This is a genomic window from Pseudacidovorax sp. DMC4, from assembly GCF_056314265.1.
This window is the reverse complement of sequence record NZ_JBQUYR010000017.1, coordinates 95,688-122,201: the sequence shown is the minus strand read 5'-3', so window position 1 is coordinate 122,201 and position 26,514 is coordinate 95,688. Positions and strand designations below refer to the sequence as shown.

19 protein-coding genes and 1 riboswitch are annotated in these 26,514 nt (G+C 65.3%); of the genes, 9 read left to right on the top strand and 10 right to left on the bottom strand.

Annotation, left to right across the window (positions count from 1 at the left end):
- Nucleotides 1–71 precede the first annotated feature (71 nt).
- From vapC to ACT54X_RS25635, 3 genes are read right to left on the bottom strand one after another with little or no spacing between them, the layout of a single operon-like run.
- Nucleotides 72–464 (bottom strand): type II toxin-antitoxin system VapC family toxin, encoded by a 393-nt coding sequence (vapC, locus tag ACT54X_RS25645; protein WP_476349402.1) that lies wholly within the window; start codon nt 462–464, stop codon nt 72–74.
- The gene (locus ACT54X_RS25640; RefSeq protein ID WP_476349400.1) at nt 461–724 is read right to left on the bottom strand and encodes a type II toxin-antitoxin system VapB family antitoxin; all 264 of its coding nucleotides are present in this window, start codon (nt 722–724) and stop codon (nt 461–463) included. The genes vapC and ACT54X_RS25640 overlap by 4 nt, the downstream gene beginning before the upstream one ends.
- Before the next feature lie 46 nt (nt 725–770).
- Complete coding sequence (locus ACT54X_RS25635) at nt 771–2,432, bottom strand: carboxyl transferase domain-containing protein (protein ID WP_476349398.1); 1,662 nt, start codon at nt 2,430–2,432, stop codon at nt 771–773.
- Nucleotides 2,433–2,545: 113 nt separating this feature from the next.
- Between ACT54X_RS25635 and ACT54X_RS25630 the strand changes: the two genes are divergently transcribed.
- A complete protein-coding gene (locus ACT54X_RS25630; protein ID WP_476349396.1) occupies nt 2,546–4,276 on the top strand; it encodes a Na+/H+ antiporter in 1,731 nt (576 codons plus the stop codon).
- Nucleotides 4,277–4,326: 50 nt separating this feature from the next.
- Here the strand turns inward: ACT54X_RS25630 and ACT54X_RS25625 are convergent, their stop codons facing one another.
- Nucleotides 4,327–5,997 (bottom strand): AMP-binding protein, encoded by a 1,671-nt coding sequence (locus tag ACT54X_RS25625; RefSeq protein WP_476349394.1) that lies wholly within the window; start codon nt 5,995–5,997, stop codon nt 4,327–4,329.
- Between the two features lie 139 nt (nt 5,998–6,136).
- Nucleotides 6,137–7,318, bottom strand: a complete 1,182-nt coding sequence (locus ACT54X_RS25620) for an isovaleryl-CoA dehydrogenase (protein WP_476349392.1) — start codon at nt 7,316–7,318, stop codon at nt 6,137–6,139.
- A 118-nt stretch (nt 7,319–7,436) separates the two neighbouring features.
- On the opposite strand from ACT54X_RS25620, the gene ACT54X_RS25615 reads away from it, so the two are divergent.
- Nucleotides 7,437–8,480, top strand: coding sequence for an AraC family transcriptional regulator (locus ACT54X_RS25615; protein WP_476349390.1), 1,044 nt, complete (start codon nt 7,437–7,439; stop codon nt 8,478–8,480).
- An 86-nt stretch (nt 8,481–8,566) separates the two neighbouring features.
- Here ACT54X_RS25615 and ACT54X_RS25610 read toward each other — a convergent pair whose 3' ends face one another.
- The 4 genes from ACT54X_RS25610 to ACT54X_RS25595 form a co-directional block, all read right to left on the bottom strand.
- Nucleotides 8,567–9,493 carry a class I SAM-dependent methyltransferase gene (locus ACT54X_RS25610; RefSeq protein WP_476349388.1) on the bottom strand — a complete coding sequence of 309 codons (927 nt, stop codon included), beginning with the start codon at nt 9,491–9,493 and terminating at the stop codon, nt 8,567–8,569.
- A gap of 45 nt (nt 9,494–9,538) precedes the next feature.
- Nucleotides 9,539–10,525 (bottom strand): rhodanese-like domain-containing protein, encoded by a 987-nt coding sequence (locus ACT54X_RS25605; protein WP_476349386.1) that lies wholly within the window; start codon nt 10,523–10,525, stop codon nt 9,539–9,541.
- Nucleotides 10,526–10,535: 10 nt separating this feature from the next.
- A complete protein-coding gene (locus ACT54X_RS25600; protein ID WP_476349384.1) occupies nt 10,536–11,357 on the bottom strand; it encodes a DUF3047 domain-containing protein in 822 nt (273 codons plus the stop codon).
- Nucleotides 11,358–11,692: 335 nt separating this feature from the next.
- Complete coding sequence (locus tag ACT54X_RS25595) at nt 11,693–11,899, bottom strand: hypothetical protein (RefSeq protein WP_294375095.1); 207 nt, start codon at nt 11,897–11,899, stop codon at nt 11,693–11,695.
- Between the two features lie 203 nt (nt 11,900–12,102).
- Between ACT54X_RS25595 and ACT54X_RS25590 the strand changes: the two genes are divergently transcribed.
- A complete protein-coding gene (locus ACT54X_RS25590) occupies nt 12,103–14,049 on the top strand; it encodes an alkaline phosphatase PhoX (protein ID WP_476349382.1) in 1,947 nt (648 codons plus the stop codon).
- Nucleotides 14,046–15,776: a hypothetical protein gene (locus ACT54X_RS25585; protein WP_476349380.1), complete on the top strand. Its 1,731-nt coding sequence runs from the start codon at nt 14,046–14,048 to the stop codon at nt 15,774–15,776. Before ACT54X_RS25590 ends, ACT54X_RS25585 begins: the two co-directional genes overlap by 4 nt.
- 131 nt (nt 15,777–15,907) lie before the next feature.
- Here the strand turns inward: ACT54X_RS25585 and thiC are convergent, their stop codons facing one another.
- Complete coding sequence (gene thiC / locus ACT54X_RS25580; RefSeq protein WP_476349378.1) at nt 15,908–17,773, bottom strand: phosphomethylpyrimidine synthase ThiC; 1,866 nt, start codon at nt 17,771–17,773, stop codon at nt 15,908–15,910.
- A gap of 116 nt (nt 17,774–17,889) precedes the next feature.
- Nucleotides 17,890–17,998: riboswitch (TPP riboswitch) on the bottom strand.
- Between the two features lie 256 nt (nt 17,999–18,254).
- Between thiC and ACT54X_RS25575 the strand changes: the two genes are divergently transcribed.
- The 5 genes from ACT54X_RS25575 to ACT54X_RS25555 are packed head-to-tail and all read left to right on the top strand — an operon-like array spanning nt 18,255 to nt 26,436.
- Nucleotides 18,255–21,359: a type I restriction endonuclease subunit R gene (locus tag ACT54X_RS25575; RefSeq protein ID WP_476349376.1), complete on the top strand. Its 3,105-nt coding sequence runs from the start codon at nt 18,255–18,257 to the stop codon at nt 21,357–21,359.
- A complete protein-coding gene (locus tag ACT54X_RS25570) occupies nt 21,349–22,614 on the top strand; it encodes a restriction endonuclease subunit S (RefSeq protein ID WP_476349373.1) in 1,266 nt (421 codons plus the stop codon). The genes ACT54X_RS25575 and ACT54X_RS25570 overlap by 11 nt, the downstream gene beginning before the upstream one ends.
- Nucleotides 22,611–23,831, top strand: a complete 1,221-nt coding sequence (locus ACT54X_RS25565) for an AAA family ATPase (RefSeq protein WP_476349371.1) — start codon at nt 22,611–22,613, stop codon at nt 23,829–23,831. The genes ACT54X_RS25570 and ACT54X_RS25565 overlap by 4 nt, the downstream gene beginning before the upstream one ends.
- Nucleotides 23,828–24,829, top strand: coding sequence for a virulence RhuM family protein (locus ACT54X_RS25560; protein WP_476349369.1), 1,002 nt, complete (start codon nt 23,828–23,830; stop codon nt 24,827–24,829). Before ACT54X_RS25565 ends, ACT54X_RS25560 begins: the two co-directional genes overlap by 4 nt.
- The gene (locus ACT54X_RS25555; protein WP_476349367.1) at nt 24,826–26,436 is read left to right on the top strand and encodes a type I restriction-modification system subunit M; all 1,611 of its coding nucleotides are present in this window, start codon (nt 24,826–24,828) and stop codon (nt 26,434–26,436) included. The genes ACT54X_RS25560 and ACT54X_RS25555 overlap by 4 nt, the downstream gene beginning before the upstream one ends.
- The last annotated feature ends 78 nt before the right edge of the window (nt 26,437–26,514 follow it).

Genomic DNA, 26,514 nt, shown 5'->3' with positions numbered 1-26,514 from the left:
GCCACACAGGGCCGCGCCCAACCGGCGGGCGGCTGGTGCGAGACGGATGGCGGTGACGTGGATGCATGACCTCAGTCCTTCCAGCCGTTCAGGCCGTCGATGCCGTCGAAATCGCGGTCGCCGTGCAGGAGCGCACAGCCATGCTCCACGCACCAGGCGGCGACCATCAGGTCGATGGGGCTGCGGACGGTGATGCCGCGCCGGCGCTGCTGGCGGTAGATGTCGGCGGCTCGCAGGGCGACGGCTTCGCCGCCAGCCGTGGCGACAGGCAAGGCCGCCAAGGCTTCGCGTGCAAGGCGCCACTCCCGGTCGTGCGCAAAGCCGCGCAGCACTTCCATCAGAACCAGATCCAGCAAGACCAATTGGTCTTCGTTGCCCTCCATCAACTGCCGCAGGGCCGAGGTCTGAGACGTCTCCCGATTGCGGAAGAAGTCAATCCAGACACTGGAATCGACCGTCATCATGGCCGCGAGCGCCTCTTCGACACGTACGGCGCAGGCGCCGGCTCCTGGACGGCCTGCGGCTCGGCCGGCAGGCGCGTCCAGTCGATGCTCTCGTCGCCCATCCATTGCAGCTTGCCTCGCAATGCCAGCAGCTTCTGGTAGGCCCCGCGCCGGGCCAGCAACCGAAGGCCCTCTTCCACCGCTTCCTTCTTGGTCTTGAAGCCGCCGGCCCGCATGGCGGCCTCCATCAGCGCGTCGTCGATCACGATATTGGTCCGCATGGCACCCCCTATGTGTATGAAAACGGAAAATCATACACATCACTTATCACATGCGGAACACGCCGAACTTCGGCTCCGGAATGGGCGCATGCCGCGCGGCGGCCAGGCCGAGCGCCAGCACGCGGCGGGTGTCGGCAGGGTCGATGATGCCGTCGTCCCACAGGCGCGCCGTGGCGTAGTAGGGATGGCCCTGGTCCTCGTACTGCTGGCGGATGGGGGCCTTGAAGGCTTCTTCCTCGTCCTTGCTCCACTGACCGCCGCGGGCCTCGATGCCGTCGCGCTTGACGGTGGCCAGCACGCTGGCCGCCTGCTCGCCGCCCATCACGCTGATGCGGGCGTTGGGCCACATCCAGAGGAAGCGCGGCGAGTATGCCCGGCCGCACATGCCGTAGTTGCCGGCCCCGAAGCTGCCACCGATGATGATGGTGAACTTGGGCACGTTGACCGTAGCCACGGCCGTCACCATCTTGGCGCCATGGCGGGCGATGCCCTCGTTCTCGTACTTGCGGCCCACCATGAAGCCGGTGATGTTCTGCAGGAAGATGAGTGGGATCTTGCGCTGACCGCACAGCTCGATGAAGTGCGCGCCCTTCTGCGCCGACTCCGAGAACAGGATGCCGTTGTTGGCCACGATGCCCACCGGCATGCCCTCGATGGCCGCGAAGCCGCAGACCAGCGTGGTGCCGAAGCGGGCCTTGAACTCGTGGAACTCGCTGCCGTCGACGATGCGGGCAATGATCTCGCGCACGTCGAAGGGTTTGCGGGTGTCGGTGGGGATGACGCCGTAGAGGTCTTCCGGCGGGAACGCTGGCTCTTCGAACGCCGGCCTTCCCCCACCCGTTCGGGCTGAGCCCGTCGAAGCCGGGGCCGGCACTTCGACGGGCTCAGTGCGAACGGACTGGGGAACATTCAGGTTCCTCACCGCCTCCCGCGCCAGCGCCAGCGCATGCAGGTCGTTCTGCGCCAGGTGGTCGGCCACGCCCGACAGCCGAGTGTGCACGTCGCCACCGCCCAGGTCCTCCGCCGACACCACCTCGCCGGTGGCCGCCTTCACCAGCGGCGGACCGCCCAGGAAGATGGTGCCCTGTTCCTTCACGATGATCGACTCGTCGCTCATGGCCGGCACATAGGCGCCGCCCGCGGTGCACGAGCCCATCACCACCGCGATCTGCGCGATGCCGTCGGCGCTCATGTTGGCCTGGTTGAAGAAGATGCGTCCGAAGTGGTCGCGGTCGGGGAAGACCTCGTCCTGGTTCGGCAGATTGGCGCCGCCGCTGTCGACGAGATAGATGCAGGGCAGCCGGTTCTGCGCCGCGATCTCCTGCGCGCGCAGGTGCTTCTTGACCGTCATCGGATAGTAGGTGCCGCCCTTCACGGTGGCGTCGTTGCACACCACCATGCAGTCCACGCCACTGACGCGGCCGATGCCGGCGATGAGGCCGGCGCCCGGCGCGTCGCCGTTGTACATGGCGTGCGCGGCCAGCGGCGCGATCTCCAGGAAGGGCGAGCCCGGGTCCAGCAGTTGCTGCACCCGGTCGCGCGGCAGCAACTTGCCGCGGGCCGTGTGCTTGGCGCGCGCGGCCTCGCCGCCGCCCTGCTCCACCCGCGCGAACTGGGCGCGCAGGTCGTCCACCAGCGCGCGCATGGCGGCGGCGTTGGCCTGGAAGGCCTCGGATCTGGGATTGAGTTGGGAGACCAGTTTGCTCATGAATGTCCTTGGAGCCTGACGCGCGGCCGCTCGCCGCGCGAAGATGATGCGAACCCTTGGCGGCGACGGACACTCCTAGCCCTGCGCCCCGCCTCATCCAAGAATCGCTCGAATTGCATACCGTCGAAACCGTCCTGCTGGTGCTGATGCTCGGCGCCCTCACCGGCATTGCCGCCCGCTACCTGCGTGCCATTCCGCTGCCGCTGATCCAAATCGCCCTGGGCGCCGCCCTGTCGTGGCCGCAGCAGGGCCTGCACATCGCCTTCGATCCGGAGCTGTTCCTGCTGCTGTTCATTCCGCCGCTGCTGTTCGCGGACGGCTGGCGAATCCCGAAGCGGGAGTTCTTCGCGCTGCACCGGCCCATCCTCAAGCTGGCCTTCGGCCTGGTGGCCTTCACCGTGTTCGGCCTGGGCTGGCTGGTGCACTGGATGATTCCGGAGATGCCGCTGCCGGTCGCCTTCGCGCTGGCCGCGGTGGTCTCGCCCACCGATGCGGTGGCCGTCTCGGCCATCACGCGGCGCCTGGGCATGCCGGCCAAGACCATGCATGTGCTGGAGGGCGAATCGCTGCTCAATGACGCCTCGGGCCTGGTGGCGCTCAAGTTCGCCGTGGCCGCCACGTTGACCGGCCTGTTCTCGTGGGCGCAGGTGACGCGCGAGTTCCTGTGGATCGCCCTGGGCGGCGTGGGCGCCGGCACGCTGATGGGCTGGGGCTTCGCCCATGCCCGCGCCGCCGTCACCCGCCGGCTGGGCGACGTGGCGGCCACGCAGATGGTGCTGCTGCTGGTGCTGCTGCCCTTCGCGGCCTACATCGTGGGCGAACGCATCGGGGTCTCGGGCATCCTGGCCGCGGTGGCGGCCGGCATCGCCACCAATTTCGCCGACCTGGAGCGCAGCGAGTTCGTGGCCGAGCGCATGCAGGCCGAAGGCACCTGGACCATGATCGAGTCGGCCTTCAACGGCGCCATCTTCCTGCTGCTGGGGCTGCAGCTGCCCTCCATCCTGCGGACCGTGGACGAAAGCAAGCACCACGGCGCCTGGACGCTGGTGGGCTATGTGCTGGTCATTTCGGCCGCGCTGCTGCTGCTGCGCTGGGTGTGGCTGCAGCTGGCCGTGCGCGGCAGCCTGCGGCGCGCGCACCGGGACGGGCGCATGGCCGAGCAGCCGTCCTGGCGCCTGACGCTCGCCACCACGCTGGCGGGCATCCGCGGCGCGGTGACGCTGGCCGGCGCCCTGTCGATCCCGCTGATGGTGGATGCCGACACGCCCTTTCCCTCGCGCGACCTGCTGGTCTTTCTGGCCACCGGCACCATCCTGTGCACGCTGCTGGTGGGCAGCATCGGCCTGCCGCTGGTGCTGCGCAATCTGCCCCAGCCCGCCGAAGCGGCGGAGGTGCGAGAGGAGCGCGAGGCCCGCATCGCCGCCTGCCATGCGGCCATCTCCAGCCTGGTGCGCAGCCAGAAGGAGGTGCACGACCTCGACGCCGATTCGGCCGCGCAGCGCCAGGAGATGGTCGGTCGCATCACCCAGCAGTACCGGGTTCGGCTGGAACTGCTGGACGACGACAGCGCCGCCGCCTCCACACCCGAGACGCGGGCCGAGGAAGCCGAAGCCGTGCGCGCCCGCAAGCAGGGCTTCGTGCACGAGCTGGAGCTGCGCCTGGCCTGCCTGCAGGCCGAGCGGCATGCGCTGTATGGCGAGCGCCAGTCGCATCGCATCAACGACGCCTCGCTGCGCGAGCTGGTGGGTGAGCTGGACATGGCCGAGGTGTCGCTGCGCAAGCGCCTGCGCGCCGCGCGCCAGGCTGCCGGCCTGGCGCCGCACGGCCCGGCCTCGCGCGACTGAGGCGCAGGGCGCCACCGACACACCGGTCCTGCCTGCAACCGCCGACAGGCTCATGCCGTCTTCTCGGCCTTGAGGCCCAGCTCGTCGGCCATCTGGTCGCGGATGCGGTACTTCTGGATCTTGCCCGTCACCGTCATCGGGAAGGCATCGACGAAGCGGATGTACTTGGGCACCTTGTAGTGCGCGATCTGGCCCTGGCAGAAGGCGCGGATGTCGGCCTCGGTGGGCTGCTGGCCCGGCTTGGGAATGATCCAGGCGCACAGCTCCTCGCCGTACTTGCGGTCGGGCAGGCCCACCACCTGCACGTCCTGCACCTGCGGATGGCGGTACAGGAACTCCTCGATCTCGCGCGGGTAGATGTTCTCGCCGCCGCGGATCACCATGTCCTTGATGCGGCCGACGATGTTGACGTAGCCCTCGTCGTCCATGGTGGCCAGGTCGCCGGTGTGCATCCATCCCTCGGCGTCGATGGCCTCGCGGGTCTTGGCCTCGTCGTCCCAGTAGCCGTGCATCACCGAATAGCCGCGGGTGCACAGCTCACCCGGCTGGCCACGCGGCACCGTGGCGCCGGACTCGGGGTCGACGATCTTCACCTCCAGGTGCGGCTGCACCGTGCCGACGGTGGAGACGCGTCGCTCCAGGGGCGTGTCGGTGCTGCTCTGGCAGCTCACCGGGCTGGTCTCGGTCATGCCGTAGGCGATGGTGATTTCGCCGAGGTGCATGCGGTCCACGACGCGCTTCATCACCTCGATGGGGCAGGCGGTGCCGGCCATGATGCCGGTGCGCAGGCTGGAGAGATCGAACTCGGCAAAGCGCGGATGGTCGAGCTCGGCGATGAACATCGTAGGCACGCCGTGCAGGCCCGTGCACCGTTCGGCCTGCACCGCTTCGAGCGTGAGCAACGGGTCGAAGCCGTCGTTGGGGTAGACGATGGCGCTGCCGTGCGTCAGGCAGGCCAGGTTGCCCAGCACCATGCCGAAGCAGTGGTACATGGGCACGGGGATGCACAGCCGGTCCTCGGGGCCCAGCTTCATGCATTCGCCGATGAAGTAGCCGTTGTTGAGGATGTTGCGGTGCGTGAGCGTGGCGCCCTTGGGAAAGCCGGTGGTGCCGCTGGTGAACTGGATGTTGATGGGGTCGGTGGCGCGCAGCGTGGCCTGCACCTGGGCCACACGCGGGTCGGCCGCATCGCCGCTGGCCAGCAACTGTGAGAAGCGGTCGGTGGCGATGTCCGGGCCGGCCTCATCGGCGGCACCGGGCGCGTCGATCCACCAGATGTTCTTGAGGTCGGGCAGCCGGGCCGCGCCCAGCTCGCGCAGCATGGCGAGGTACTCGCTGGTCTTGAAACGCGGCATGGTCACCAGCGCCTTGCAACCCACCTTGTTCAGCGCGTACTCGACCTCGGACGTGCGGTAGGCCGGGTTGATGTTGACCAGCACCAGCCCGGCCTTGGCCGTGGCGATCTGCATCAGCACCCAGGCCAGGTTGTTGTGCGACCAGATGCCGATGCGCTCTCCCGGCTGCAGGCCGGCGCGCAGCAGGGCGCTGGCCAGTCGGTTGGCCTGCTGGCGCAACTCGCCGTAGGAAAGACGCACGCCCTCGTGGCGACTCACCAGCGCCAGCGCCTCGGGCTGGCGCGCCACCATGGCGTCGAAGAAGTCGCCGATGGTCTGCTCGATCAGGGCGGGCTCGGTGGCGCCGCGGGCGTAGCTGTCATTCATTGCGGGTCTCCTTGTGTCTTTCTCCTTCCCCTCCGGGGGAAGGTTGGGATGGGGGCCTGCCTCGGCTGCAAGCGCAGCGCCACGGTCGAATGCCGCGGCCCCCACCCCTGCCCTCCCCCAGAGGGGGAGGGAGAAAAGGCTAGGCCGTCTCGGCGAACAGCTCGCGCCCGATCAGCATGCGGCGGACCTCGCTGGTGCCGGCGCCGATCTCGTAGAGCTTGGCGTCGCGCCACAGGCGCTCGACCGGGAAGTCCTTGGTGTAGCCCACGCCGCCCAGGGCCTGGATCGCCTCGCCGGCCATCCAGGTGGCCTTCTCGGCCGCGTACAGGATGGCGCCGGCCGCGTCCTTGCGGAAGGTGCGCGCATGGTCGGCCGTGTCGCAGGCCCGTCCCACGGCATACACGTAGGCGCGGCAAGCCTGCCAGGTGCTGTACATGTCGGCGACCTTGCCCTGCATCAGCTGGAACTCGCCGATGGCCTGGCCGAACTGCTGGCGCTCGTGCACGTACGGAATCACCGCGTCCATGCAGGCGGCCATGATGCCCAGCGGGCCGCCGGAGAGCACGGCGCGCTCGTAGTCCAGGCCGCTCATCAGCACCTTGGCGCCGTTGCCCTCGCCGCCCAGGACGTTCTCCTCGGGCACCTCGCAGTTGTCGAAGAAGAGCGGGTAGGTGTTGCTGCCGCGCATGCCCAGCTTGTCGAGCTTGGTGCCGGCAGAAAAGCCCTTGAAGCCCTTCTCGACCAGGAAGGCCGTCATGCCGCGGGCCCCCATCTCGGGCTCGGTCTTGGCATAGATGACCAGCGTGTCGGCATCACCGCCGTTGGTGATCCACATCTTGCTGCCGTTGAGGACGTAGTAGCCGTCCTTCTTGTCGGCGCGCAGCTTCATGCTCACCACGTCGGAGCCGGCATTGGGCTCGCTCATGGCCAGCGCACCCACGTGCTCGCCGCTCACCAGCTTGGGCAGGTACTTCTTCTTCTGCGCCTCGCTGCCGTTGCGGTGGATCTGGTTGACGCACAGGTTGGAATGCGCGCCGTACGACAGGCCCACCGAGGCCGATGCGCGCGACACCTCTTCCATGGCGACGATGTGGGCCAGGTAGCCCAGCTCGGTGCCGCCGAATTCCTCCTTCACCGTCATGCCGTGCAGGCCCAGGCTGCCGAGCTTGGCCCACAGGTCGCGGGGGAAGAGGTTCTCGCGGTCGATGTCCGCGGCGCGGGGCGTGATCTCGTGGGCGCAGAAATCGGCGATGGCCTCGCGCAGGGCGTCGATGGTGTCGCCCAGGCCGAAGTCGAGGCCGGGCAGGCGTTGTGCGGACATGCGTCGTCTCCGTGGAAGGTGTGCGAAAGCCCGGCCAGCTTACGCCCGGGGGATTCCCATTTGGCGACACAATGGTTGCAAATCCCGCCATCACCCGGCGCCTCGGGTTATCCACTAGATGCCCTCTCCCCGCTTCCTCAAACCCCAGCGCGCGGCCACGCCGATGGCCTTCGTACGAGCCATCGTGCAGGGCTATGCGCGCTACGGCGTGGACCCGGGCGCGGCCCTGCGCGCGGCACAGATCACGCCGCGCGAACTGTGGCGGCCCGAGGCCCGCGTCACCGCGGCGCAGTTCGAGGCGCTCAACGAGCATGCGATGCAGGAGCTGGACGACGAGGCCCTGGGCTGGTTCAGCCGCCGCCTGCCCTGGGGCAGTCACGGCATGCTGTGCCGCGCCTCGATCACGGCGCCCGACCTGGGCGTGGCCATCAAGCGCTGGTGCCGTCACCACCGGCTGCTGGTGGACGACATCGCGCTGCGGCTGGAGGTGGAGGACGAGGTCGCCTCGGTGTGGATCGAGGAGCGGCGCCCCCTCGGCAGCTTCCGCGAGTTCTGCCTGGTCTCCAGCCTGCGCTTTCTGCATGGCTTTGCCAGCTGGGCCATCGACTCGCGGCTGTGGCTGCAGGAGGCGCACTTTCCTTTCGAGGCGCCGCCGCATGCCGACGCCTACGGGCTGATGTTCAGCGGTCGGATCCACTTCGGCGCGACGCAGGCGGGCTTTCGCTTCGACGCGCGCTACCTGGCGCTGCCGCTGCTGCGCGACGAGGCGGCCCTGCGCACCATGCTGCGCCGCGCCCTGCCGCTCACCGTGCTGCAGTACCGGCGCGACCGGCTGCTGGGCCAGCGCGTGCGCGAGACGCTGCGCACCCACGGCGCGCAGGCCGCGACCGCGGAGGGCCTGGCGGCGCTGCTGCACATCTCCAGCCGCACCCTGCACCGGCAGCTGCTGGCCGAAGGGCTGAGCCTGCAGGGCCTGAAGGACGAGGTGCGCCAGCAGCAGGCCATCGAGCTGCTGCAGCGCACGGCGCGGCCGGTCAAGCAGGTGGCGCTGGCGGTGGGCTTTCGCAACGAGAAGAGCTTTTCGCGCGCCTTCCGCGAATGGACGGGGCAGAGCCCCGGCGCCTTTCGGGCCGCGGCGGCGCAGCAGAAACCGGAGGGCTGATGGGCAGTCCCTTCTCTGTCGTCACTGGCCTGGCCTGACCGCCTCGCGCATGACCGGGCCACCCATCGCTGAATGACGCCCGCGGCCTACTCGCCGGCAGGCGCCGCGTACACCAGCACCTTCAGCGCCCGGTCGGCCGACACATCCGCGAAGGCGGCCGGGTTGGCCACGCGCTCCACGAACCGCAGCGAAGGCGCCAGCTCGGCCATCTGGTCCTGCAGAAAGGCCACGCCCAGCTCCGGCGCGTTGAGGCACAGCAGCGCATGGCCGCCCGGCGCCAGCAACTCGGGCAGACGGCGCATCAGCCGCGCATAGTCCTTGGTCGCCACGAAGCTGCCCTTCTGGTAGCTGGGCGGATCGACCACCACCAGCTCGTAGGGCCCGCCGCGCGTGACCTTGCCCCAGGTCTTGAAGAGGTCGTGGGGCAGAAAGCTGGCGCCGCCTTCCACGCCGTTGAGCCGGTGGTTCTGCTGGCCGATGGCGATGGCGCCGGCGCTCATGTCCACATTGACCACGCGGCCCGCGCCGGCCTGCAGCGCCACCACCGAGAAGGCGCAGGTGTAGGCGAAGAGGTTGAGCACCGCCGAGCCCGGCCGCGCGGCCACGTGCGCGCGCACCCAGCGCCGGCCCCCGGCCATGTCGAGGAAGAGGCCGTGGTTCTGGCCGCGCAGCACATGCACGCGGTAGCGGGCGCCGTCCTCGGTCACCACATGAGGGTCGGGCACTGCGCCGGCCATCAGGCGCGTTTCGCTGCGCCCCTCGTGCCGGCACTGGTAGACCCAGTTCAGCGGCTCGCCGGGCGCCACCTCGGCCCATCGCGCCTGCAGGGCCTCACCGATGCGGGCCAGGTCCTCATCGGCCAGCGGCTTGAAGCTGGTGAGCACGAAGACCGGGGGATAGGCGTCGAGCACCAGGTGCTCGCAGCCGGCGTGAAGGCCACCACGGCCGTGGAAGATCCGCCGCGCGTCAGGGGCGGGCGCTAGGGAATGGATGGCGTCGAGAAGGGCTTGCATGAGCCGGCGAGGTTGCCACGAAAACCTCGCCGCCTTGCCCAGGCCTCAGGCGGCGCCGGTCGCGCCCAGCGATGCGGGAACGGGCAGCGCCGCCTCGACCGCCCCGCCATCGCCCACGTCGGCGGCCGCCCAGGCCGACAGGCCACCTTCCAGCACGCGCACCCGCGGCAGCCCTGCCGCCATCAGCGCCCGTGCCGCCGCGATGGCCGATGCATCGGCCGGGCAGTCGCAGAACACCACCAGGTCGCGGCCATCGGCCAAGGGGCCGAGCGCATGCGGAAGCTCGGCCAGCGCGAAGCCCACCGCGCCCGGGATGGCCCTGGGGTCGATCGCCCGCACCTGATCGCCACGCACGTCGAGCAGCGTCGGCGCGCGCCCCTGCGCCAGCGCCGTGCGCAGGGCGTCGACGCTGATCGTCACGATGTCGTCGGCGCGGCGTGCCATCCGGCGCTGGTGGTAGCGCCAGAGCACGAAGGCCACCAGCAGCACACCGCCCACCACGGTGGCGGCCAGCCCGATGTTGGCCAGCACGGCCAGCACATCGCGGATGGCGGCGTGGAACACGGCACCCAGCAACAGATAGCCCAGCGTCCAGACCAGGGCGCCGGCCGTCTCGAAGGCCAGGAAGCGCGCATTCGACATGCCCAGCGCGCCAGCCATGGGCGGCGCCACCACCGACACGCCGGGCACGTACTTGGCCGCGATCAGCGACAGCCCGCCCCACCGGCCGAGGATCGCTTCGCTGCGCGACACGCAGGTGTCGGCCGAGAGCGAGACGCGGCACAGCAGCCGCATCACGGCATAGCCCCAGCGCCGTCCGGCCAGGAACCAGGCGCCGTCGCCCAGGATGTTGCCCAGCAGCGAGGCGAGGACGATGGCCACGGCATTCAGCACCGTGCCCCCCATCGCCAGGCCACCCGCCACCACCAGAAACGGCACGGCCGGGACGGGCGCGCCCAGCCGGGCGGCCAGCGTCACCACCAGAACCACGGCGGGGCCCTGGGTGGCGAGCAGCGAGATGACGTCGTTCATGGCAGTCCCCCTATTCGGCCATGCCACTGGCCGTGGGCCGCGCTTCGGCGCGCACGCCGGCGGGGCCCACGAGGCTCAGGTCGGAGAAGTACGCCAGGCCGTGGCCGTGCGTGTTGTCGGCATCGGCCGAGACCACCACCGCCGCCACGCCGGGCGTGGCGCCCTGTGCCTCGGTGCCGAAGGCGCGGCGGTAGTCGGCCAGCAGGTTGCGGCGCTCGCTCACCCAGGTGCCGGGCTGCGCGGCGGGGCCGGATTCGAGCACCACCATGTGCATGCGGTTGGTGAAGGCGTTGACGAGCATCTGGCCTTTGGCCTCCTTGCCGTCCCAGACGTAGCACAAGGCCTCGCTGGGCACGTCCTCGCCCGAGACGCTGCGCGCCACACCCAGGCGCGTGCGCTCCAGCAGCGGCAGCCGGTCGGTCGGAAAGTCGAAGAAGACGCAGAGCTTGGCCGCGCCATCGTCACCCGTGCGGGTGCGCAGGTCGGCGCCATCGACGAACTGGTCGACGCGCCAGCGCCAGCTGAGCACCGTCGACTCGTTCAGCGGCAACTGCACGCGGTGCGACAGCAGGCTATAGGAATCGTTGGCCTCGACCTTGAGCACGCGGCGCCCGTCTTCCGAGACGACGTCGAAGTGGGTGGGCGTCTTGTTGGGCAGCGTGCTGAAGTGCCAGGGTGCGGGCGGAGTTGCGCCGGCCGCGGCCGAGAAAGGCGTCAGCGCATTCGGCTCCTGTGCCTGCACGAGCGGCGCAGCAAGCGCCAGGGCCAGCCCGGCACCGGCCAGCGGGCCAGCGCCACGGCGAGCAGAGACGAAAACGGAAGCGATGTGCATGGACGGGCCCCGGGGTGACGCCTCGCGCTCGGATGGCAACGAGACGGCATGGAACCGGTCGCGCGCGGGCAGCCGAAAGTGTGCCGCAGGGCCACCCACAGATAAATCCCGCAAAAGGAATTACTTTGTCTCCCGCATGGGGACAATCCAACGCCGGCGCGCACACCGCCGGGGCGCGCGGCACATGCACGCACCCGAAGGTGACGTCCTCGCCAGCGCCATGCGGCTTGGACACTGGCCCGATCCTCCGACTCGCCTCGCTGGGACCGGCGTGTCGGAACTGGCAGGCCCCCTTCAGCGGCGCGTACGACGCGCCGAAGGCTCAGACATGCCTATCAGGCATGCGACGGCTCGCCCTCGCGCAGAGCCGTCTTCAGCGCCCGCGTTCCGCTGGCCAGCGCGGCCTCGTAGCTGTCCGCGGGCGACTCGCACTCGCGCACGGTGCGCCGGGGCTGCCCCTGCGCATCCGTCTGCTGGAGCTTCCACACGAAGGCGCCGGGTTGCGGCTCCTCCACGATGAGTTGAAGAGGTGGATGGTTCATGTCCGCGATGGTGGACCTGTTGCTGTGCCCCGGCTGTAGTCGCAGGCCTACGGGCTGCCATCCAGAGGGAACGGTGCGATGGCTGCCGCCAAGCTGACCATGCGAGTCAGCTTCCGGTCACTCCGCTTTCATGGCCGGGAACCAGACTCCGCCGCGAGCGAGGAGCTCAGGAATCACCCCACATGAAAACCAGAACCCCAACCATGTCCCTCCAGAAACTTTCCACCCGCCTCGGCGCGGTCGCGCTGGCTGGTGTGACCATCCAACTCGCCGCCTGCGGCGGCGGCTCGTCGTCCGTCTTCACGCCCGTCGCCACTCCCACGCAGAGCGGCAGCACCAGCAGTACGACCACCTCGTCTTCGAGCAGCAACACTGGCGGGTCGGTGCTCACCGCCATCGCCCAGGCCTTCGACGCCGCCTTCGGCAGCATCACGGCCGCCTTCACCGACAGCGAGAAGCGCCAGGTGCGCGCCACCAGCTCGGCCACCATCAACGGGCAGACCGTGCCCACCGGCTTCAACACCATCCTGCGCTCGGGCGACCGCCGCGGCAGCGACGCCAGCCTCAACACCTACGGCCTCATCCTGGACAACCAGATGAAGCCCATCCTGGCCTCGGACGGCTCGACCACCATCTCCGACGCCAACGACTTCACCTCGATCCTTAAGGTCGGCAGCAAGCTGTTCTCCGTCGCGCACATGGAAGACATTCCCGGCGCGCTGTACCTGACCGAGCTGTCGCAGGACAAGCAAAGCGGCGCCCTCACCGCCGTGAGCACCCGCGCGCTGGACCTGTCGGGCATCAACGGCATCGTCAGCCCCTGCGCGGGCAGCGTCACGCCCTGGCAGACCCACCTGGGCAGCGAAGAGGACGCGCCGGACGCCCGCGCCGGCCGCGCCGGATACATGGCGACCTACTTCGGCGGCGGCACCACCATCGGCGGCGATGCCTCCAAGAGCAACCTGTACTTCTGGGGCTACCCGGTCGAAGTGGCGGTGGACGAATCGGCCAACGCCACGGTGACCAAGCACTACAGCATGGGCCGCATGTCGCACGAGCTGTCGTACGTGATGCCCGACAACCGCACCGTCTACCAGTCGGACGACGAGACCAACACCAGCTACTACATGTACACCGCCGACAAGGCGGGCGATCTGACGGCCGGCACGCTCTACGCCATCAAGGTCAACCAGACCACCCCGGCCGGCACCACCGACCTGGTGGACGCCAACGTGTCGTGGATCAAGCTGGGCCACGCCAGCGACAGCGAGATCAAGACGCTGATCGACGCCGGCACCAAGTTCTCGGACATCTTCGACACGGCCACGCCGGATTCGAATGCGCAATGCGCCACCGGCTTCAAGTCCGTGAACACGACCTACGGCCTGGAGTGCCTGGCCCTCAAGTCGGGCAAGGAGAAGGCCGCCGCCTTCCTGGAGACGCGCCGCTACGCCGCCTACCTGGGCGCCACCATGGAGTTCCGCAAGGAAGAAGGCATGACCTTCGACCCGGACGGCAAGCGCATGTACGTGTCGTACAGCTTCCTGGAGCGCGGCATGGAAGACAACCGCAAGCTGGGCGTGGCCAACACCCAGTACGACCGCGGCGGCAACAACGACATCAAGGCCATCTTCAACCACTGCGGCGCCGTCTACGCCTACGACATGGGCAGCGATGCCACCATCGGCAGCGACTACGTGGCCAAGTCCATGCACGGCGTGCTGGCCGGCATCATGACCGCCAAGGCCGACCCCAACCGCCTGAACCCGCGCACCGTCGACGCCTACCCGAGCGGCCCGAGCGTCGGCAACGTCTGCTCGCTCGACGGCATCGCCAACCCGGACAACATCACCTTCATGCCGGGCCAGAAGACCCTGCTGATCGGCGAGGACTCCGACGACGGCCACCAGAACGACATGACCTGGGCCTACAACATCGAGACGAAAAAGCTCACCCGCATCATGACCACGCCCTACGGCTCGGAAGTGACCAGCCTCTACTACCACCCCAACATCAACAACTTCAGCTACATCCTGAACGTGGTGCAGCACCCGTATGGCGAGAGCGACCAGAGCATGGTCAGCCCCACCAGCGCGGAGCGCCGCTCGTACTTGGGCTACATCGGCCCGCTGCCGGTGCTGAAGAAGTGAGGGGCCGCCAGGGGCGGGCAAGCGCGGCGCTGACGCCCCTGCTGGTCGGCGCAGCATTGCTGCTCGCGGGCTGCGCCGACCCGGACGATGGCGGCGTGAGCCTGGAGGGCCGCACGCTGGAAAACCGGCTCGCCTACATCCCGCCGCAGTGCTACACGATCGCCAAGGTGGCGGCGTTGCGCCACAACCCCTGCTACGTCTGCCATGCCGAGGCGCCCGAGCCCAATCCCAACGGCCAGCCCGAGCTGCAGCAGGAATATTCCTTCCCGCAGTTGCAGGCAGGCATGGCGCCACGCAACCCCTGGACCAACCTGTTCAAGGACCGGCGGTCCGAGGTCGCGGCCATCGCAGACGCCGACATGGCCCGCTATGTCGCCGAGGACAACTACCACGGCGCCAACGGCACGCTTCGGCTGACCGAGCGCCTGGCGCAGCTGCCCGCCCGCTGGGACGCCGACGGCAACGGCCGCTGGGACGGCTACCGCCCCGATGCCTGGCTGAACTTCGACGCCCAGGGCTGGGACCATGCGCCCGACGGCACGCCCACCGGCTGGCGCAGCTTCGTCTACCACCCCTTCCCCGGCGCCTTCATGCCGACCAACGGCTCCTTCGACGACGTGGCGATCCGGCTGCCCGCGGCCTTCCGCCGCGACGCGCAGGGCCGCGAGAGCCTGGCGGTCTACACCGTCAACCTGGCCATCGTCGAGTCGCTCATCACACGGCAGGACGTCCTCATCGACCCGGTGGACGAGCGCGCCCTGGGCACGGACTTGGACGGCGACGGCCACCTGGGCATGGCCGACCACATCGCCTACATCTGGCCGGCAGGGCCGCAGCGGCGCATGCGCTATGCCGGCCAGGCCGGTGACCAGCAGGCGGCCGGCCGGGTGCACCTGGCGGCGGGGCTGTACCCCGAAGGCACGGAGTTCCTGCACAGCGTGCGCTACCTGGCGGTGGGCAACGACGGCACCGTGTCCGCATCGCCGCGCATGAAGGAGCTGCGCTACGCCCGCAAGGACGGCTGGCGCACCTATTCGCAGCTGCGCCACACCGCCTCCATCGAAGGCAAGGAGCAGGCGCTCAAGCCCGAGAACCCGGAGGTCTTCCCGGGCAATGCGGAGCGGGGGCTGTCCAACCGGCAGGGCTGGGTCTACCAGGGCTTCATCGAGGACCGCCGAGGCCAGCTACGGCCGCAGAGCTTCGAGGAAACCGTCTACTGCATGGGCTGCCACAGCGGCATCTCGGCCACCGAGGACGGCAGCTTCGCCTTCGCGCGCAAGCTGCGCACCGGCGCGGCGCATGGCTGGCTGGCCTGGAGCGACATGGTGCACCAGCCGCCCGTGCCCGACCCGCTACGCACCGATGGACAGCCCGAGTACGCGAGCTACCTGCGCGCCAACCATGCGGGCGACGAGTTCCGGGAGAACCTGGAGCTGCTGACCAAATACTTCGGCCCCGACGGCCGCGAGAAGCCCGAGGCCTTCGCGCGGCTCGCCACCGACGTCTCGTCGATGACGCTGCCCAGCCCGCAGCGCGCCATGGCGCTGAACAAGGCCTACTGGCTGCTGGTGCGCGAGCAGTCCTTCAAGGACGGCCGCAGCCCGGTGGTGGCCCCGGCGACAAATGTCTACCAGGAGGTGCCGCAGGACGCGACCACCGGCGTGGAAGAGCCGCTGCCCGCGCCGCGGCTGGCGGCTGCGCGCGCCGTGGCGTACCCCGCGCACTGAACGGGCCGCCCCGGCAGGCAAGGTGCCTTGCCCCCTCTCCCGCGGGGGAGAGGGCCTGTAGGCGACCGCCGCCTTGCGACGCGCTCCGCTCGTCGGACCGGCATGCGGCCCGCTCGCACGCCGCTCAGGCTTCAGCCCTTGGCCGGCTGGATCGGCACGTAGAACTCGCCGCCGCCCTCGCGGAACTCGCGCGACTTCTGGTCCATGCCCTGGGCGGCGTATTCGCGCACTTCCTGCGTGATCTTCATCGAGCAGAACTTGGGCCCGCACATCGAGCAGAAGTGCGCCACCTTGCTCGAATCCTTGGGCAGCGTCTCGTCGTGGAAGTCGCGGGCCGTGTCCGGGTCCAGACCCAGGTTGAACTGGTCTTCCCAGCGGAACTCGAAGCGCGCCTTGCTCAGCGCGTCGTCGCGCGCGCGGGCGCCCGGGTGGCCCTTGGCCACGTCCGCGGCGTGGGCCGCGATCTTGTACGCAATGATGCCCTGCTTGACGTCGTCGCGGTCGGGCAGGCCCAGGTGCTCCTTGGGCGTCACGTAGCACAGCATGGCCGTGCCCATCCAGCCGATCATGGCGGCGCCGATGGCGCTGGCGATGTGGTCGTAGCCCGGGGCGATGTCGATGGTCAGCGGGCCCAGCGTGTAGAACGGCGCCTCGTGGCAGTGCTTGAGTTGCTCGTCCATGTTGGCCTGGATCATGTGCAGCGGCACATGGCCCGGGCCTTCGATCATGGTCTGCACGTCGTGCTTCCAGGCGATCTGCGTCAGCTCGCCCAGCGTGCGCAGTTCTGCAAACTGCGCCTCGTCGTTGGCGTCGGCACCGCAGCCGGGGCGCAGGCCGTCGCCGAGCGAGAAGCTCACGTCGTAGGCCTTCATGATTTCGCAGATCTCCTCGAAGTGCTCGTAGAGGAAGCTCTCGCGGTGGTGGGCGATGCACCACTTGGCCATGATCGAGCCGCCGCGCGAGACGATGCCCGTCATGCGCTTGGCCGTCATCGGGATGAAGGGCAGCCGCAGCCCGGCGTGGATGGTGAAGTAGTCCACCCCCTGCTCGGCCTGCTCGATCAGCGTGTCGCGGAAGATGGCCCAGGTCAGGTCTTCGGCCACGCCGCCCACCTTTTCGAGCGCCTGGTAGATCGGCACGGTGCCGATGGGCACCGGCGAGTTGCGCACGATCCAGTCGCGCGTGGTGTGGATGTTCTTGCCCGTGCTCAGGTCCATCACGTTGTCTGCGCCCCAGCGGATGGCCCACACCAGCTTCTCCACCTCTTCCTCGATGCTCGAGGTGACGGCCGAGTTGCCGATGTTGGCGTTGATCTTGACCTTGAAGTTGCGGCCGATGGCCATCGGCTCGACCTCGGGGTGGTTGATGTTGGCCGGGATGATGGCGCGCCCGCGCGCCACCTCGTCGCGCACGAACTCCGGCGTGATGATCTTGGGGATCGAAGCACCGAGCGGGTTGCCCGCCACGCGACGTGCGCGCTCCTCGTCGGCCAGGTACTCGGCCATCCATTCGCGGCGGCCGTTCTCGCGCAGGGCCACGTACTCCATCTCGGGCGTGACGATGCCGCGGCGGGCGTAGTGCATCTGCGTGACGTTCATGCCGCTCTTGGCCCGGCGCGGCTGGCGCTGCAGGGCGGCCGCCTCGGCGCGCAACTGGGTGATGCGCTCGTGCTCCTGCGGGGCCTGCTGCTCGGCATGCTTGGCACCGTCGTCCAGCGCCTGGCGGATGCGGCCTTCGTAGCTTTCGGTGTCGCCGCGCTCGTCGATCCAGGCGGCGCGCACGCCGGCCAGGCCGCGGCGCACGTCGATCTCGGCATTGGGGTCGGTGTAGGGGCCGGAGGTGTCGTAGAGCGACACCGTCTCGCCGTTGGTCAGGCGCACGTCGCGCACCGGCACCCGCAGGTCGGGCCGGCTGCCGGCGATGCGGCCTTTGGTGGAAGCGGGAAAGGGCTCACGCGTCAGCGCGAGCAGATGGGCGAACTTGTCGGGGGCGTTCATGGGGCGGACTCTCCAAAGCACATGGGTGGATGGATGCCCCGCCATCGGCGCCAAGAGGGATGCGGGTGAGCCCGGCCCCGCCGATGGATCGGCGGACGGATGGACGGACACACGCGCCTTGGCGCTGCAGCTCTTCTTACGCTGGTACTAACCAGATCAAGTTCGCGGTTCCGGCGGTCAGGTCCGCCGTCTCAGCACGCCATACGTGCACCCCGGAGCGGGGGCGATTCTAGGCGGGGGGTGGTGATGGGGGTCAAGACAGACCCTTTTTGAAAGTAGCTGGCGCTCGCCGTCGGATCTGCGTTGCTGCTGATCTAAAGCCGCACATCTCATCGCAACCCTGTCCGAGGGCCACGGCATGTCGACATGCATCGCTTCGAATGGCCGCGTCGGACGGATATTGAAGGTGACGAACAGCTAAAGTTCGCAGGAGTAGCCCAACTTGCGTTGGCGCTTGCGCCGACACAACGCCCGTTCTCCCATGCCGCCATCCAAGCCTCCCTACGATCAGCCGTCCGGCACTCAGAGCCACTACGTCAAAGAAGAGCACCTCGAGTACGGATTCGTCGGCAAGCTTCAGAACCTGAAGTACGAATATCGCAGTGACATTGGAGATCGCGCCGGCCTGGAAAAGAACTTCCGCGAGAAATTCAACGCCCTCAATCGGGTCACGCTGACCGACGCCGAGTTCGCCAGGCTCCTGGACGAAATCGTCACGCCGGATGTCTTCGCGGCCGCCAAAACCCTTCGAAGCGTCAATGCCTTCACCCGCGACGACGGCACGCCGCTGAACTACACGCTGGTGAACGTCAAGGACTGGTGCAAGAACCACTTCGAGGTTGTTCGCCAACTGCGCATCAACACCGACTACAGCCACCACCGCTACGACGTTCTCATCCTCATCAACGGCGTGCCCTGCGTGCAGATCGAGCTGAAGACGCTCGGCATCAATCCACGCCGGGCCATGGAGCAGATCGTCGGATACAAGCAGGACCCCGGCAATGGCTACAGCAAGACGCTGCTCTGCTTCATGCAGCTCTTCATCGTCAGCAACCGCGACCGTACTTACTACTTCGCCAACAACAACGCTCGGCACTTTGCCTTCAATGCTGATGAGCGCTTTCTGCCCATCTATGAATTCGCGGACGAGGCCAACCGCAAGATCACCCAACTCGACGAGTTCGCCGACCACTTCCTGAAAAAGTGCGACCTGGGCCGGACCATCAGCCGCTACATGGTGCTGCTGGCCGGCGAGCAAAAGCTCATGGTCATGCGGCCGTATCAGGTCTATGCCGTACAGAACATCATCAAGTGCATCGACGAGGACAACGGCAATGGCTACATCTGGCACACCACCGGCAGCGGCAAGACGCTGACCTCCTTCAAGGCGTCCACCCTGCTGAAGGAGAACGAGCACATCCACAAATGTGTGTTCGTCGTGGACCGCAAAGACCTCGACCGCCAGACGCGGGAGGAATTCAACCGCTTCCAGGAGGGCTGCGTCGAAGAAAACACCAACACAGGCGCCCTGGTGCGCCGGCTGCTGTCTGACGACTACGCCGACAAAGTCATCGTCACCACCATCCAGAAGCTGGGCTTGGCGCTGGATGAAAACAGCAAGCGCAACAAGCAACGCAGCAAGAGCGGCCAGGCAACTTACAAGGAACAGCTCGAAGCGCTGAAGGACAGGCGCATCGTCTTCATCTTCGACGAGTGCCACCGTTCGCAGTTCGGCGAGAACCATAAGGCCATCAAGACGTTCTTCCCCAGGGCCCAACTCTTCGGATTCACCGGCACACCTATCTTTGGTGGCCCCAACGGCAACGCCAGCCGCGTCAAGATCGACGGCGAGGTGGCTTCGTACCAAACCACCGAAGAGCTCTTCGAGAAGCAGCTCCACGCCTACACCATCACCCACGCCATCGAGGACGGCAACGTCCTGCGCTTCCACATCGACTACTTCAAGCCAGAGGGCAAAAACCCGCCTAAGCCGGGCGAGCCCATCCCCAAGAAGGCCGTCATCGACGCGATCTTGGCAAAGCACGACGCCGCCACCGGCGCGCGCCGCTTCAACGCCATCCTCGCCACGGCGTCCATCAACGACGCCATCGAATACCACGCCCTCTTCAAGGCCATGCAGGCGGACAGGCTGGCCGCCGACCCCGACTTCAAGCCGCTCAACATCGCCTGCGTCTTCTCGCCGCCCGCCGAGCTCGCCGAGAACGAAACGGCAAAGAAGGACATCACCCAGTTGTCCAGCGATCTTCCTCAGGAGCAGGAGGACAACAAGGTCGATCCGGAGAAGAAAAAGCAGGCGCTTGAATCCATCGTTGGCGACTACAACGCCCGCTATGGCACCAACCACCGCTTGAGCGACTTCGACCTCTACTACCAGGACGTGCAAAAGCGCATCAAGGACCAGCAGTGGCCCAACGCGGACTACCCGGCCGTGGAGAAGATCGACATCACCATCGTCGTGGACATGCTGCTCACGGGCTTCGATTCCAAGTTCCTGAATACGCTCTACGTGGACAAGAACCTCAAGCACCACGGCTTGATTCAGGCCTTCTCGCGCACCAACCGCGTACTCAACGGCAGCAAGCCTTACGGCAACATCCTCGACTTCCGGCAGCAGCAAGAAGCGGTCGATGCCGCCATTGCCCTCTTCAGTGGCGAAAAGACCGCCGAACAAGCGCGGGAAATCTGGCTTGTGGACAAAGCGCCGGTAGTCATTCAGAAGCTGGAAGCCGCCGTGCAGAAGCTGGGGGACTTCATGCAGTCCCATGGCATGGCCTGCACACCCTCCGCCGTGGCCAACCTGAAGGGTGACGCGGCCCGCGCCGCCTTCGTCACCCACTTCAAGGAAGTGCAGCGACTCAAAACCCAGCTGGACCAGTACACCGATCTGACCGACGACAACAAAGCCGCCATCGAGAAGGTGCTGCCTGATGAAAACCTGCGCGGCTTCAAAGGCCAGTACCTGGAAACCGCCAAACAGCTCAGAGACCAGCAGAACCAGACCGGCGGCCAAGACAGCAACACCACCGACGACCCGGTGGACCAGCTCGACTTCGAGTTCGTGCTCTTCGCCTCCGCCGTCATTGACTACGACTACATCATGGGCCTCATTGCCAAGTACTCGGCGGGCGAGATGGGCAAAGGCCGAGGCAAGGCCACGATGACACGCGAGGAACTCATCGGCCTCATCAGTGCTGACGCCAAGTTCATGAACGAGCGCGAGTCAATCGCCGAATACATCGGCACGCTCAAGGCCGGAGAAGGCCTGTCTGAGACCGCCATCCGCGACGGCTACGCTAGCTTCAAGGCAGAGAAGAGCGCCAAAGAACTCGCTGCCGTTGCCGCCAAGCACGGCCTGGCCACCGCCGCCCTGCAAACCTTTGTGGACGACATCCTCGACCGAATGATTTTCGATGGCGAACAACTCAGCGACCTCATGGCCCCACTCGACCTTGGCTGGAAAGCCCGCAGCCAAGCCGAACTTGCCTTGATGAAGGACCTGCACCCCTTGCTGGCTCAACGGGCTGGCGGCCGCGACATTTCAGGACTCAGTGCTTATGAGCAATAACACCAAGATTGCCACTTCGAAAGAAGACGGAAAGTCAGCTCTCGTCCCGAAGAGGCGGTTCCCGGAGTTTCGGACCGCACAAGGGTGGACTCTGGAAGCCGGCAATTCGTTATTTGATCAGATCAACGATCGGAATCCTGAGTGGGGTCTTCCTGTTCTTGCAATCACCCAGGAGCACGGGGCCATTCCCCGACACATGATCGACTATCACGTGTCGGTTACTGAAAAAAGCATCGAAAGCTACAAAGTCGTTCGTGTTGGCGACTTCATCATTAGTCTCAGATCATTCCAAGGTGGTATTGAGTATTCCCGTTACCATGGAATCTGCAGTCCGGCGTACGTTATCCTTCGTCGTCGCGACGAAGGAAGTAACGAATATTTCCGCCACTACCTCAAAACTGACGAATTCATCCGCGTTCTTACCAAGAACCTTGAAGGGTTGCGGGACGGGAAAATGATCAGCTATGCACAGTTCTCAGAACTGATGCTCCCGGTCCCAAAACTCGCCGAACAACAGAAAGTGGCCGCCTGCCTGAGTTCGGTGGACGAGCTAATAGCCGCGCAAGCGCGGAAAGTAGACGCACTAAAGACACAAAAAAAAGGGCTGATGCAGAAGCTCTTCCCCTTCGGAAACGAAACCCGACCCCGCCTCCGCTTTCCGGAGTTCCAATACTCTGGGGATTGGCTGAATGAGCCACTGGCGGGGCTTGGGGAAATCATCACCGGAAAAACACCTAGCACTAAAGAGCCTGATCTTTGGGGCGGCGACATCCTTTTCATCACACCGACAGACATCGACGAGGACGCCAAATACCAGCACATTACCGCCCGGAAAGTTAACCAAACGAAAAGCACTAAGGTGTTGCCAGAGGGCAGCATTGTGTACACATGCATTGCCTCCATAGGAAAAATGGCGCTCACGGTAGGCCCAAGCATCACCAATCAGCAGATCAATGCCGTAGTGCCGAATAGGAAGACGGTCGGAGAATTTACTTATTACGCGCTGCTCAACCTTACGCCGAGGATCAAAACCATTCCGGCATCGTCCACATTGCCCATTATTAACAAAACTGAGTTCTCCAAAATAGAAATCGCTTATCCTGAGGACACAGCCGAGCAGCAACGCATAGCTGGCTGCTTGAGTCGCCTCGACCGCCTGATCACCGCCGAAACTCAAAAGCTCGAAGCCGTCAAGACACACAAGAAGAGTCTAATGCAGCAACTTTTCCCATCGCTGGAAGAGGTTGAGGAATGAGCGCAACTCCCTACGCCAATCTGAGTGCCCTAGCAGTGGATTTCCGAAGTCAATTGGAAATCAAGAGGTTCATTCTGCTCTATGCCTACAACGGCACAGGAAAAACGCGCTTATCTGGCGCCTTTAAGGATGTGGGAAAGCAAGCGGGGCAGCCCGACACACTTTACTTCAACGCATTTACCGAAGATCTGTTCTCTTGGCACAACGATCTCGATGGGGACAGCGAGCGCTATTTGATGCTTCATCCATCTTCCAAGTTCTTTGCCGGTCTTGAGGAACTTGAAATGGACAATCGGATTCGTCCGCTGTTGCAGCGCTACGCTGATTTCGACTTCAAGCTGGACACCATTCCTTTGAAGAACGATGAAGGAAAGACTATCGGTGAGCGCAGGATTGTCCGATTTTGGCGTCACATGGTGAATGAAGGATCCACCACCACCGTGGACAATATCAAGATTTCACGAGGTGAAGAGAACATCTTTATCTGGTGCTTTTTTCTCGCTATCGTCCGGCTTGCAATGGATGACGATGGCACTGGACCCTACAACTGGGTTAAATACATCTACATTGACGACCCGATTTCATCACTGGACGAGCATAACGCTATCGTGGTCGCCAATCATCTAGTACAGCTATTCCGTGAAACGCCGAATCAACTCAAGACGGTCATCTCTACGCATCACATCCTGTTCTTCAATGTTCTGAGTAACGAGATCAAAAACCTGCTGAACACGCGGGACTTTCCGCAATACTGCCTTAACAGAGATCGAAATGGTGGAGGCTACAAGTTGCACCGGCAAAAGTCCGACACACCATTCTTCCACCACGTCGCTTCAATGGTGGAGCTCTATGAAGCGGCACAGAGCGACAAAATCTACACTCATCACTTCAATACGCTTAGATCAGTGCTGGAAAAAACAGCCGTTTTCCACGGCTACGGTCATTTTTCCGCATGTATCAAGAAGGACCCAAAAGATGCTGACGGCGTCCTACACCAACGGTTCATTGATCTTCTCAGTCACGGCAAATACTCATTGTATGAACCAAAGGAAATGGGCGAGGAAACGCGGGACTATTTCCGCACCATCCTTTACGGTTTCCTCAGAGATTACCCTTTTAATCCAGCATTGTTTCCGGCTGCACCACGCCCAACCGCAGGGGCTCCCGCACTAGCTGAGCCGATCGTTGAGCAACCCTTACAGGCGCCAGCACCATGAACGACCTGATCCTCTACACCACGGAAGACGGCCGCAGCCAGATCAAGCTGCGGGCGCAGGAGCAGACAGTCTGGCTGACCCAGCTTGAGATGGCAGAGCTCTTCGATGCCACCAAGCAAAACATCTCCCTGCACCTGAAGAACATTTTCGAGGACGGGGAGCTGGACACCGATTCAGTTGTCAAGGAATCCTTGACAACTGCCGCTGACGGCAAGAGCTACCAGACGCTGCTCTACAACCTCGACGCCATCCTGGCCGTGGGCTACCGCGTGCGCTCACCTCGTGGGGTGCAGTTCCGCCGTTGGGCGTCCACCATCCTGAAGCAGTACCTGTCCAAGGGCTTTGTGATGGATGACGAGCGGCTGAAGAACCCGGACGGCCGCCCGGATTACTTCGACGAGATGCTGGCGCGCATCCGGGATATCCGGGCGTCGGAGAAGCGCTTCTACCAAAAGGTGCGCGACCTTTTTGCGCTCTCCAGCGACTACGACAAGACGGACCAAGCTACGCAGGTGTTCTTCGCCACTGTGCAGAACCTGCTGATCTATGCCGTGACGCAAAAGACCGCCGCCGAGCTCATCATGGCCCGAGCGAATCCGGCCGATGCGCATTTCGGCCTGCTGGCCTGGAAAGGCGACAAGGTGCGCAAGGCGGACATCGTGGTGGCCAAGAACTACCTGACCGAGGACGAGATCGACACGCTGAACCGTCTGGTGGTCATCTTTCTGGAAACCGCCGAACTGCGGGCCAAGAGCAAGCAGGAGACGCGCATGGCTTTCTGGAAGCAGAACGTGGACCAGATCATCACGTCCAACGGCTTCCCGCTGCTCACGCATGCCGGCAGCATCAGCCATGAGCAGATGGAGGCGCGCGCAGGTGATCTGTACATCAAGTTCGATCAGGAGCGCAAACGACAGGAGGCCATTCAGGCCGACCAGCAAGACCAAGCCGAACTCACCGCGCTGGAAACCAAGATCAAACGACGTCAGAAGTCATGACCGAAGCAAATCAAAAACAACTGGGCAATACGCTCTGGAGCATCGCGGACCAACTGCGCGGGGCGATGGACGCGGACGACTTCCGTGACTACATGCTGTCGTTCCTGTTCCTGCGCTATCTGTCTGACAACTATGAGACTGCGGCGGAGAAGGAGCTGGGACGGGACTACCCCGCCAAGATCGACAGCTCCGTGCCTTTGCAGCTGTGGTACGAAGGCAACCTGAGCGATGTGCCTGCCTTTGAAAAGCAGATGCGCCGTAAGGTGCACTACGTCATCAAACCGGAGCACCTTTGGAACAGCATCGCCAACATGGCGCGCACGCAGGACGCGCTTCTGCTCAACACGCTGCAGGAAGGCTTCAAGTACATCGAGAACGAATCGTTTGAGAGCACCTTTCAGGGCCTGTTCTCGGAGATAGACCTGAGCTCGCCCAAGTTGGGCAAGACCTACGTTGACCGCAACGCCAAGCTCTGCACCATCATTCAGAAGATTGCCGATGGTTTGGAGGCTTATCACCTTTCGACCCGCGACGCGCTAGGCGATGCCTATGAGTACCTGATCGGCCAGTTTGCCGCCGGCTCCGGCAAGAAGGCGGGCGAGTTCTACACGCCTCAGCAGGTGTCCGACATCCTCTCCGCCATCGTCACTTTGGACAGCCAGGAGCCGAAGACCGGCCCCAAGAAGCGGCTTGATAGCGTGATGGACTTTGCCTGTGGCTCGGGTTCGCTGTTGCTCAATGTGCGCAAGAAGGTGGCCAAGGCGGGGGGCACCATCGGCAAGATCTTTGGCCAGGAAAAGAACATCACCACCTACAACTTGGCCCGCATGAACATGTTGCTGCACGGGGTCAAGGACACGGAGTTCGATATCTTCCACGGCGACACCCTGCTCAACGAGTGGGACATGCTGCGCGAGCAGAACCCGGCCAAGAGGCCGAGCTTTGACGCCATCGTCGCCAACCCACCCTTCAGCTACCGCTGGGAACCCACCGACGCGCTGGCTGACGACGTGCGATTTAAGAGCCATGGCCTCGCGCCCAGGTCCGCCGCCGATTTCGCCTTTTTGCTGCACGGCTTTCACTACCTCAAGGACGAGGGCGTGATGGCCATCATCCTGCCGCACGGGGTGCTGTTTCGTGGCGGGGCGGAGGAACGCATTCGCACCAAGCTGCTGAAGGACGGACACATCGACACGGTGATCGGCCTGCCCCCCAACCTGTTCTATTCGACCGGCATTCCCGTGTGCATCCTGGTGCTGAAGAAGTGCAAGAAGCCGGACGACGTGCTGTTCATCAACGCGTCCGAGCACTTCGTCAAAGGCAAGCGCCAGAACCAGCTGACCGACGGGCACATCGCCAAGATCATCGAAACCTACCAATTCCGCAAGGAAGAAGCGCGTTACTCACGCCGGGTGGAGATGGCCGAGGTCGAGAAAAACGATTTCAACCTGAACATCTCGCGCTACATCAGCACGGCGGTGGGCGAGGCGGAGATCGATCTCGACGAAGTGCACCAGGAGTTGGTGAAGATCGAAGAAGCGATTGCGGTGGCGAAGAACGCCCACAACGCCTTTCTGCAAGAACTGGGTTTGAAGCCGTTGCCATAGAGCCACTCACACCTCTCAAGGCAACCGCTCATACGCAGCTCCATCGCCACGCCCAGCGTCCCGCGCCGCGCCGGATGC

What these genes read in the sequence shown, in the direction of transcription:
- vapC (WP_476349402.1), bottom strand. Translation starts at nt 464, where the DNA reads ATGATGACGGTCGATTCCAGTGTCTGGATTGACTTCTTCCGCAATCGG.
- ACT54X_RS25640 (WP_476349400.1), bottom strand. Translation starts at nt 724, where the DNA reads ATGCGGACCAATATCGTGATCGACGACGCGCTGATGGAGGCCGCCATG.
- ACT54X_RS25635 (WP_476349398.1), bottom strand. Translation starts at nt 2,432, where the DNA reads ATGAGCAAACTGGTCTCCCAACTCAATCCCAGATCCGAGGCCTTCCAG.
- ACT54X_RS25625 (WP_476349394.1), bottom strand. Translation starts at nt 5,997, where the DNA reads ATGAATGACAGCTACGCCCGCGGCGCCACCGAGCCCGCCCTGATCGAG.
- ACT54X_RS25620 (WP_476349392.1), bottom strand. Translation starts at nt 7,318, where the DNA reads ATGTCCGCACAACGCCTGCCCGGCCTCGACTTCGGCCTGGGCGACACC.
- ACT54X_RS25615 (WP_476349390.1), top strand. Translation starts at nt 7,437, where the DNA reads ATGCCCTCTCCCCGCTTCCTCAAACCCCAGCGCGCGGCCACGCCGATG.
- ACT54X_RS25610 (WP_476349388.1), bottom strand. Translation starts at nt 9,493, where the DNA reads ATGCAAGCCCTTCTCGACGCCATCCATTCCCTAGCGCCCGCCCCTGAC.
- ACT54X_RS25605 (WP_476349386.1), bottom strand. Translation starts at nt 10,525, where the DNA reads ATGAACGACGTCATCTCGCTGCTCGCCACCCAGGGCCCCGCCGTGGTT.
- ACT54X_RS25600 (WP_476349384.1), bottom strand. Translation starts at nt 11,357, where the DNA reads ATGCACATCGCTTCCGTTTTCGTCTCTGCTCGCCGTGGCGCTGGCCCG.
- ACT54X_RS25595 (WP_294375095.1), bottom strand. Translation starts at nt 11,899, where the DNA reads ATGAACCATCCACCTCTTCAACTCATCGTGGAGGAGCCGCAACCCGGC.
- ACT54X_RS25590 (WP_476349382.1), top strand. Translation starts at nt 12,103, where the DNA reads ATGTCCCTCCAGAAACTTTCCACCCGCCTCGGCGCGGTCGCGCTGGCT.
- thiC (WP_476349378.1), bottom strand. Translation starts at nt 17,773, where the DNA reads ATGAACGCCCCCGACAAGTTCGCCCATCTGCTCGCGCTGACGCGTGAG.
- ACT54X_RS25575 (WP_476349376.1), top strand. Translation starts at nt 18,255, where the DNA reads ATGCCGCCATCCAAGCCTCCCTACGATCAGCCGTCCGGCACTCAGAGC.
- ACT54X_RS25570 (WP_476349373.1), top strand. Translation starts at nt 21,349, where the DNA reads ATGAGCAATAACACCAAGATTGCCACTTCGAAAGAAGACGGAAAGTCA.
- ACT54X_RS25565 (WP_476349371.1), top strand. Translation starts at nt 22,611, where the DNA reads ATGAGCGCAACTCCCTACGCCAATCTGAGTGCCCTAGCAGTGGATTTC.
- ACT54X_RS25560 (WP_476349369.1), top strand. Translation starts at nt 23,828, where the DNA reads ATGAACGACCTGATCCTCTACACCACGGAAGACGGCCGCAGCCAGATC.
- ACT54X_RS25555 (WP_476349367.1), top strand. Translation starts at nt 24,826, where the DNA reads ATGACCGAAGCAAATCAAAAACAACTGGGCAATACGCTCTGGAGCATC.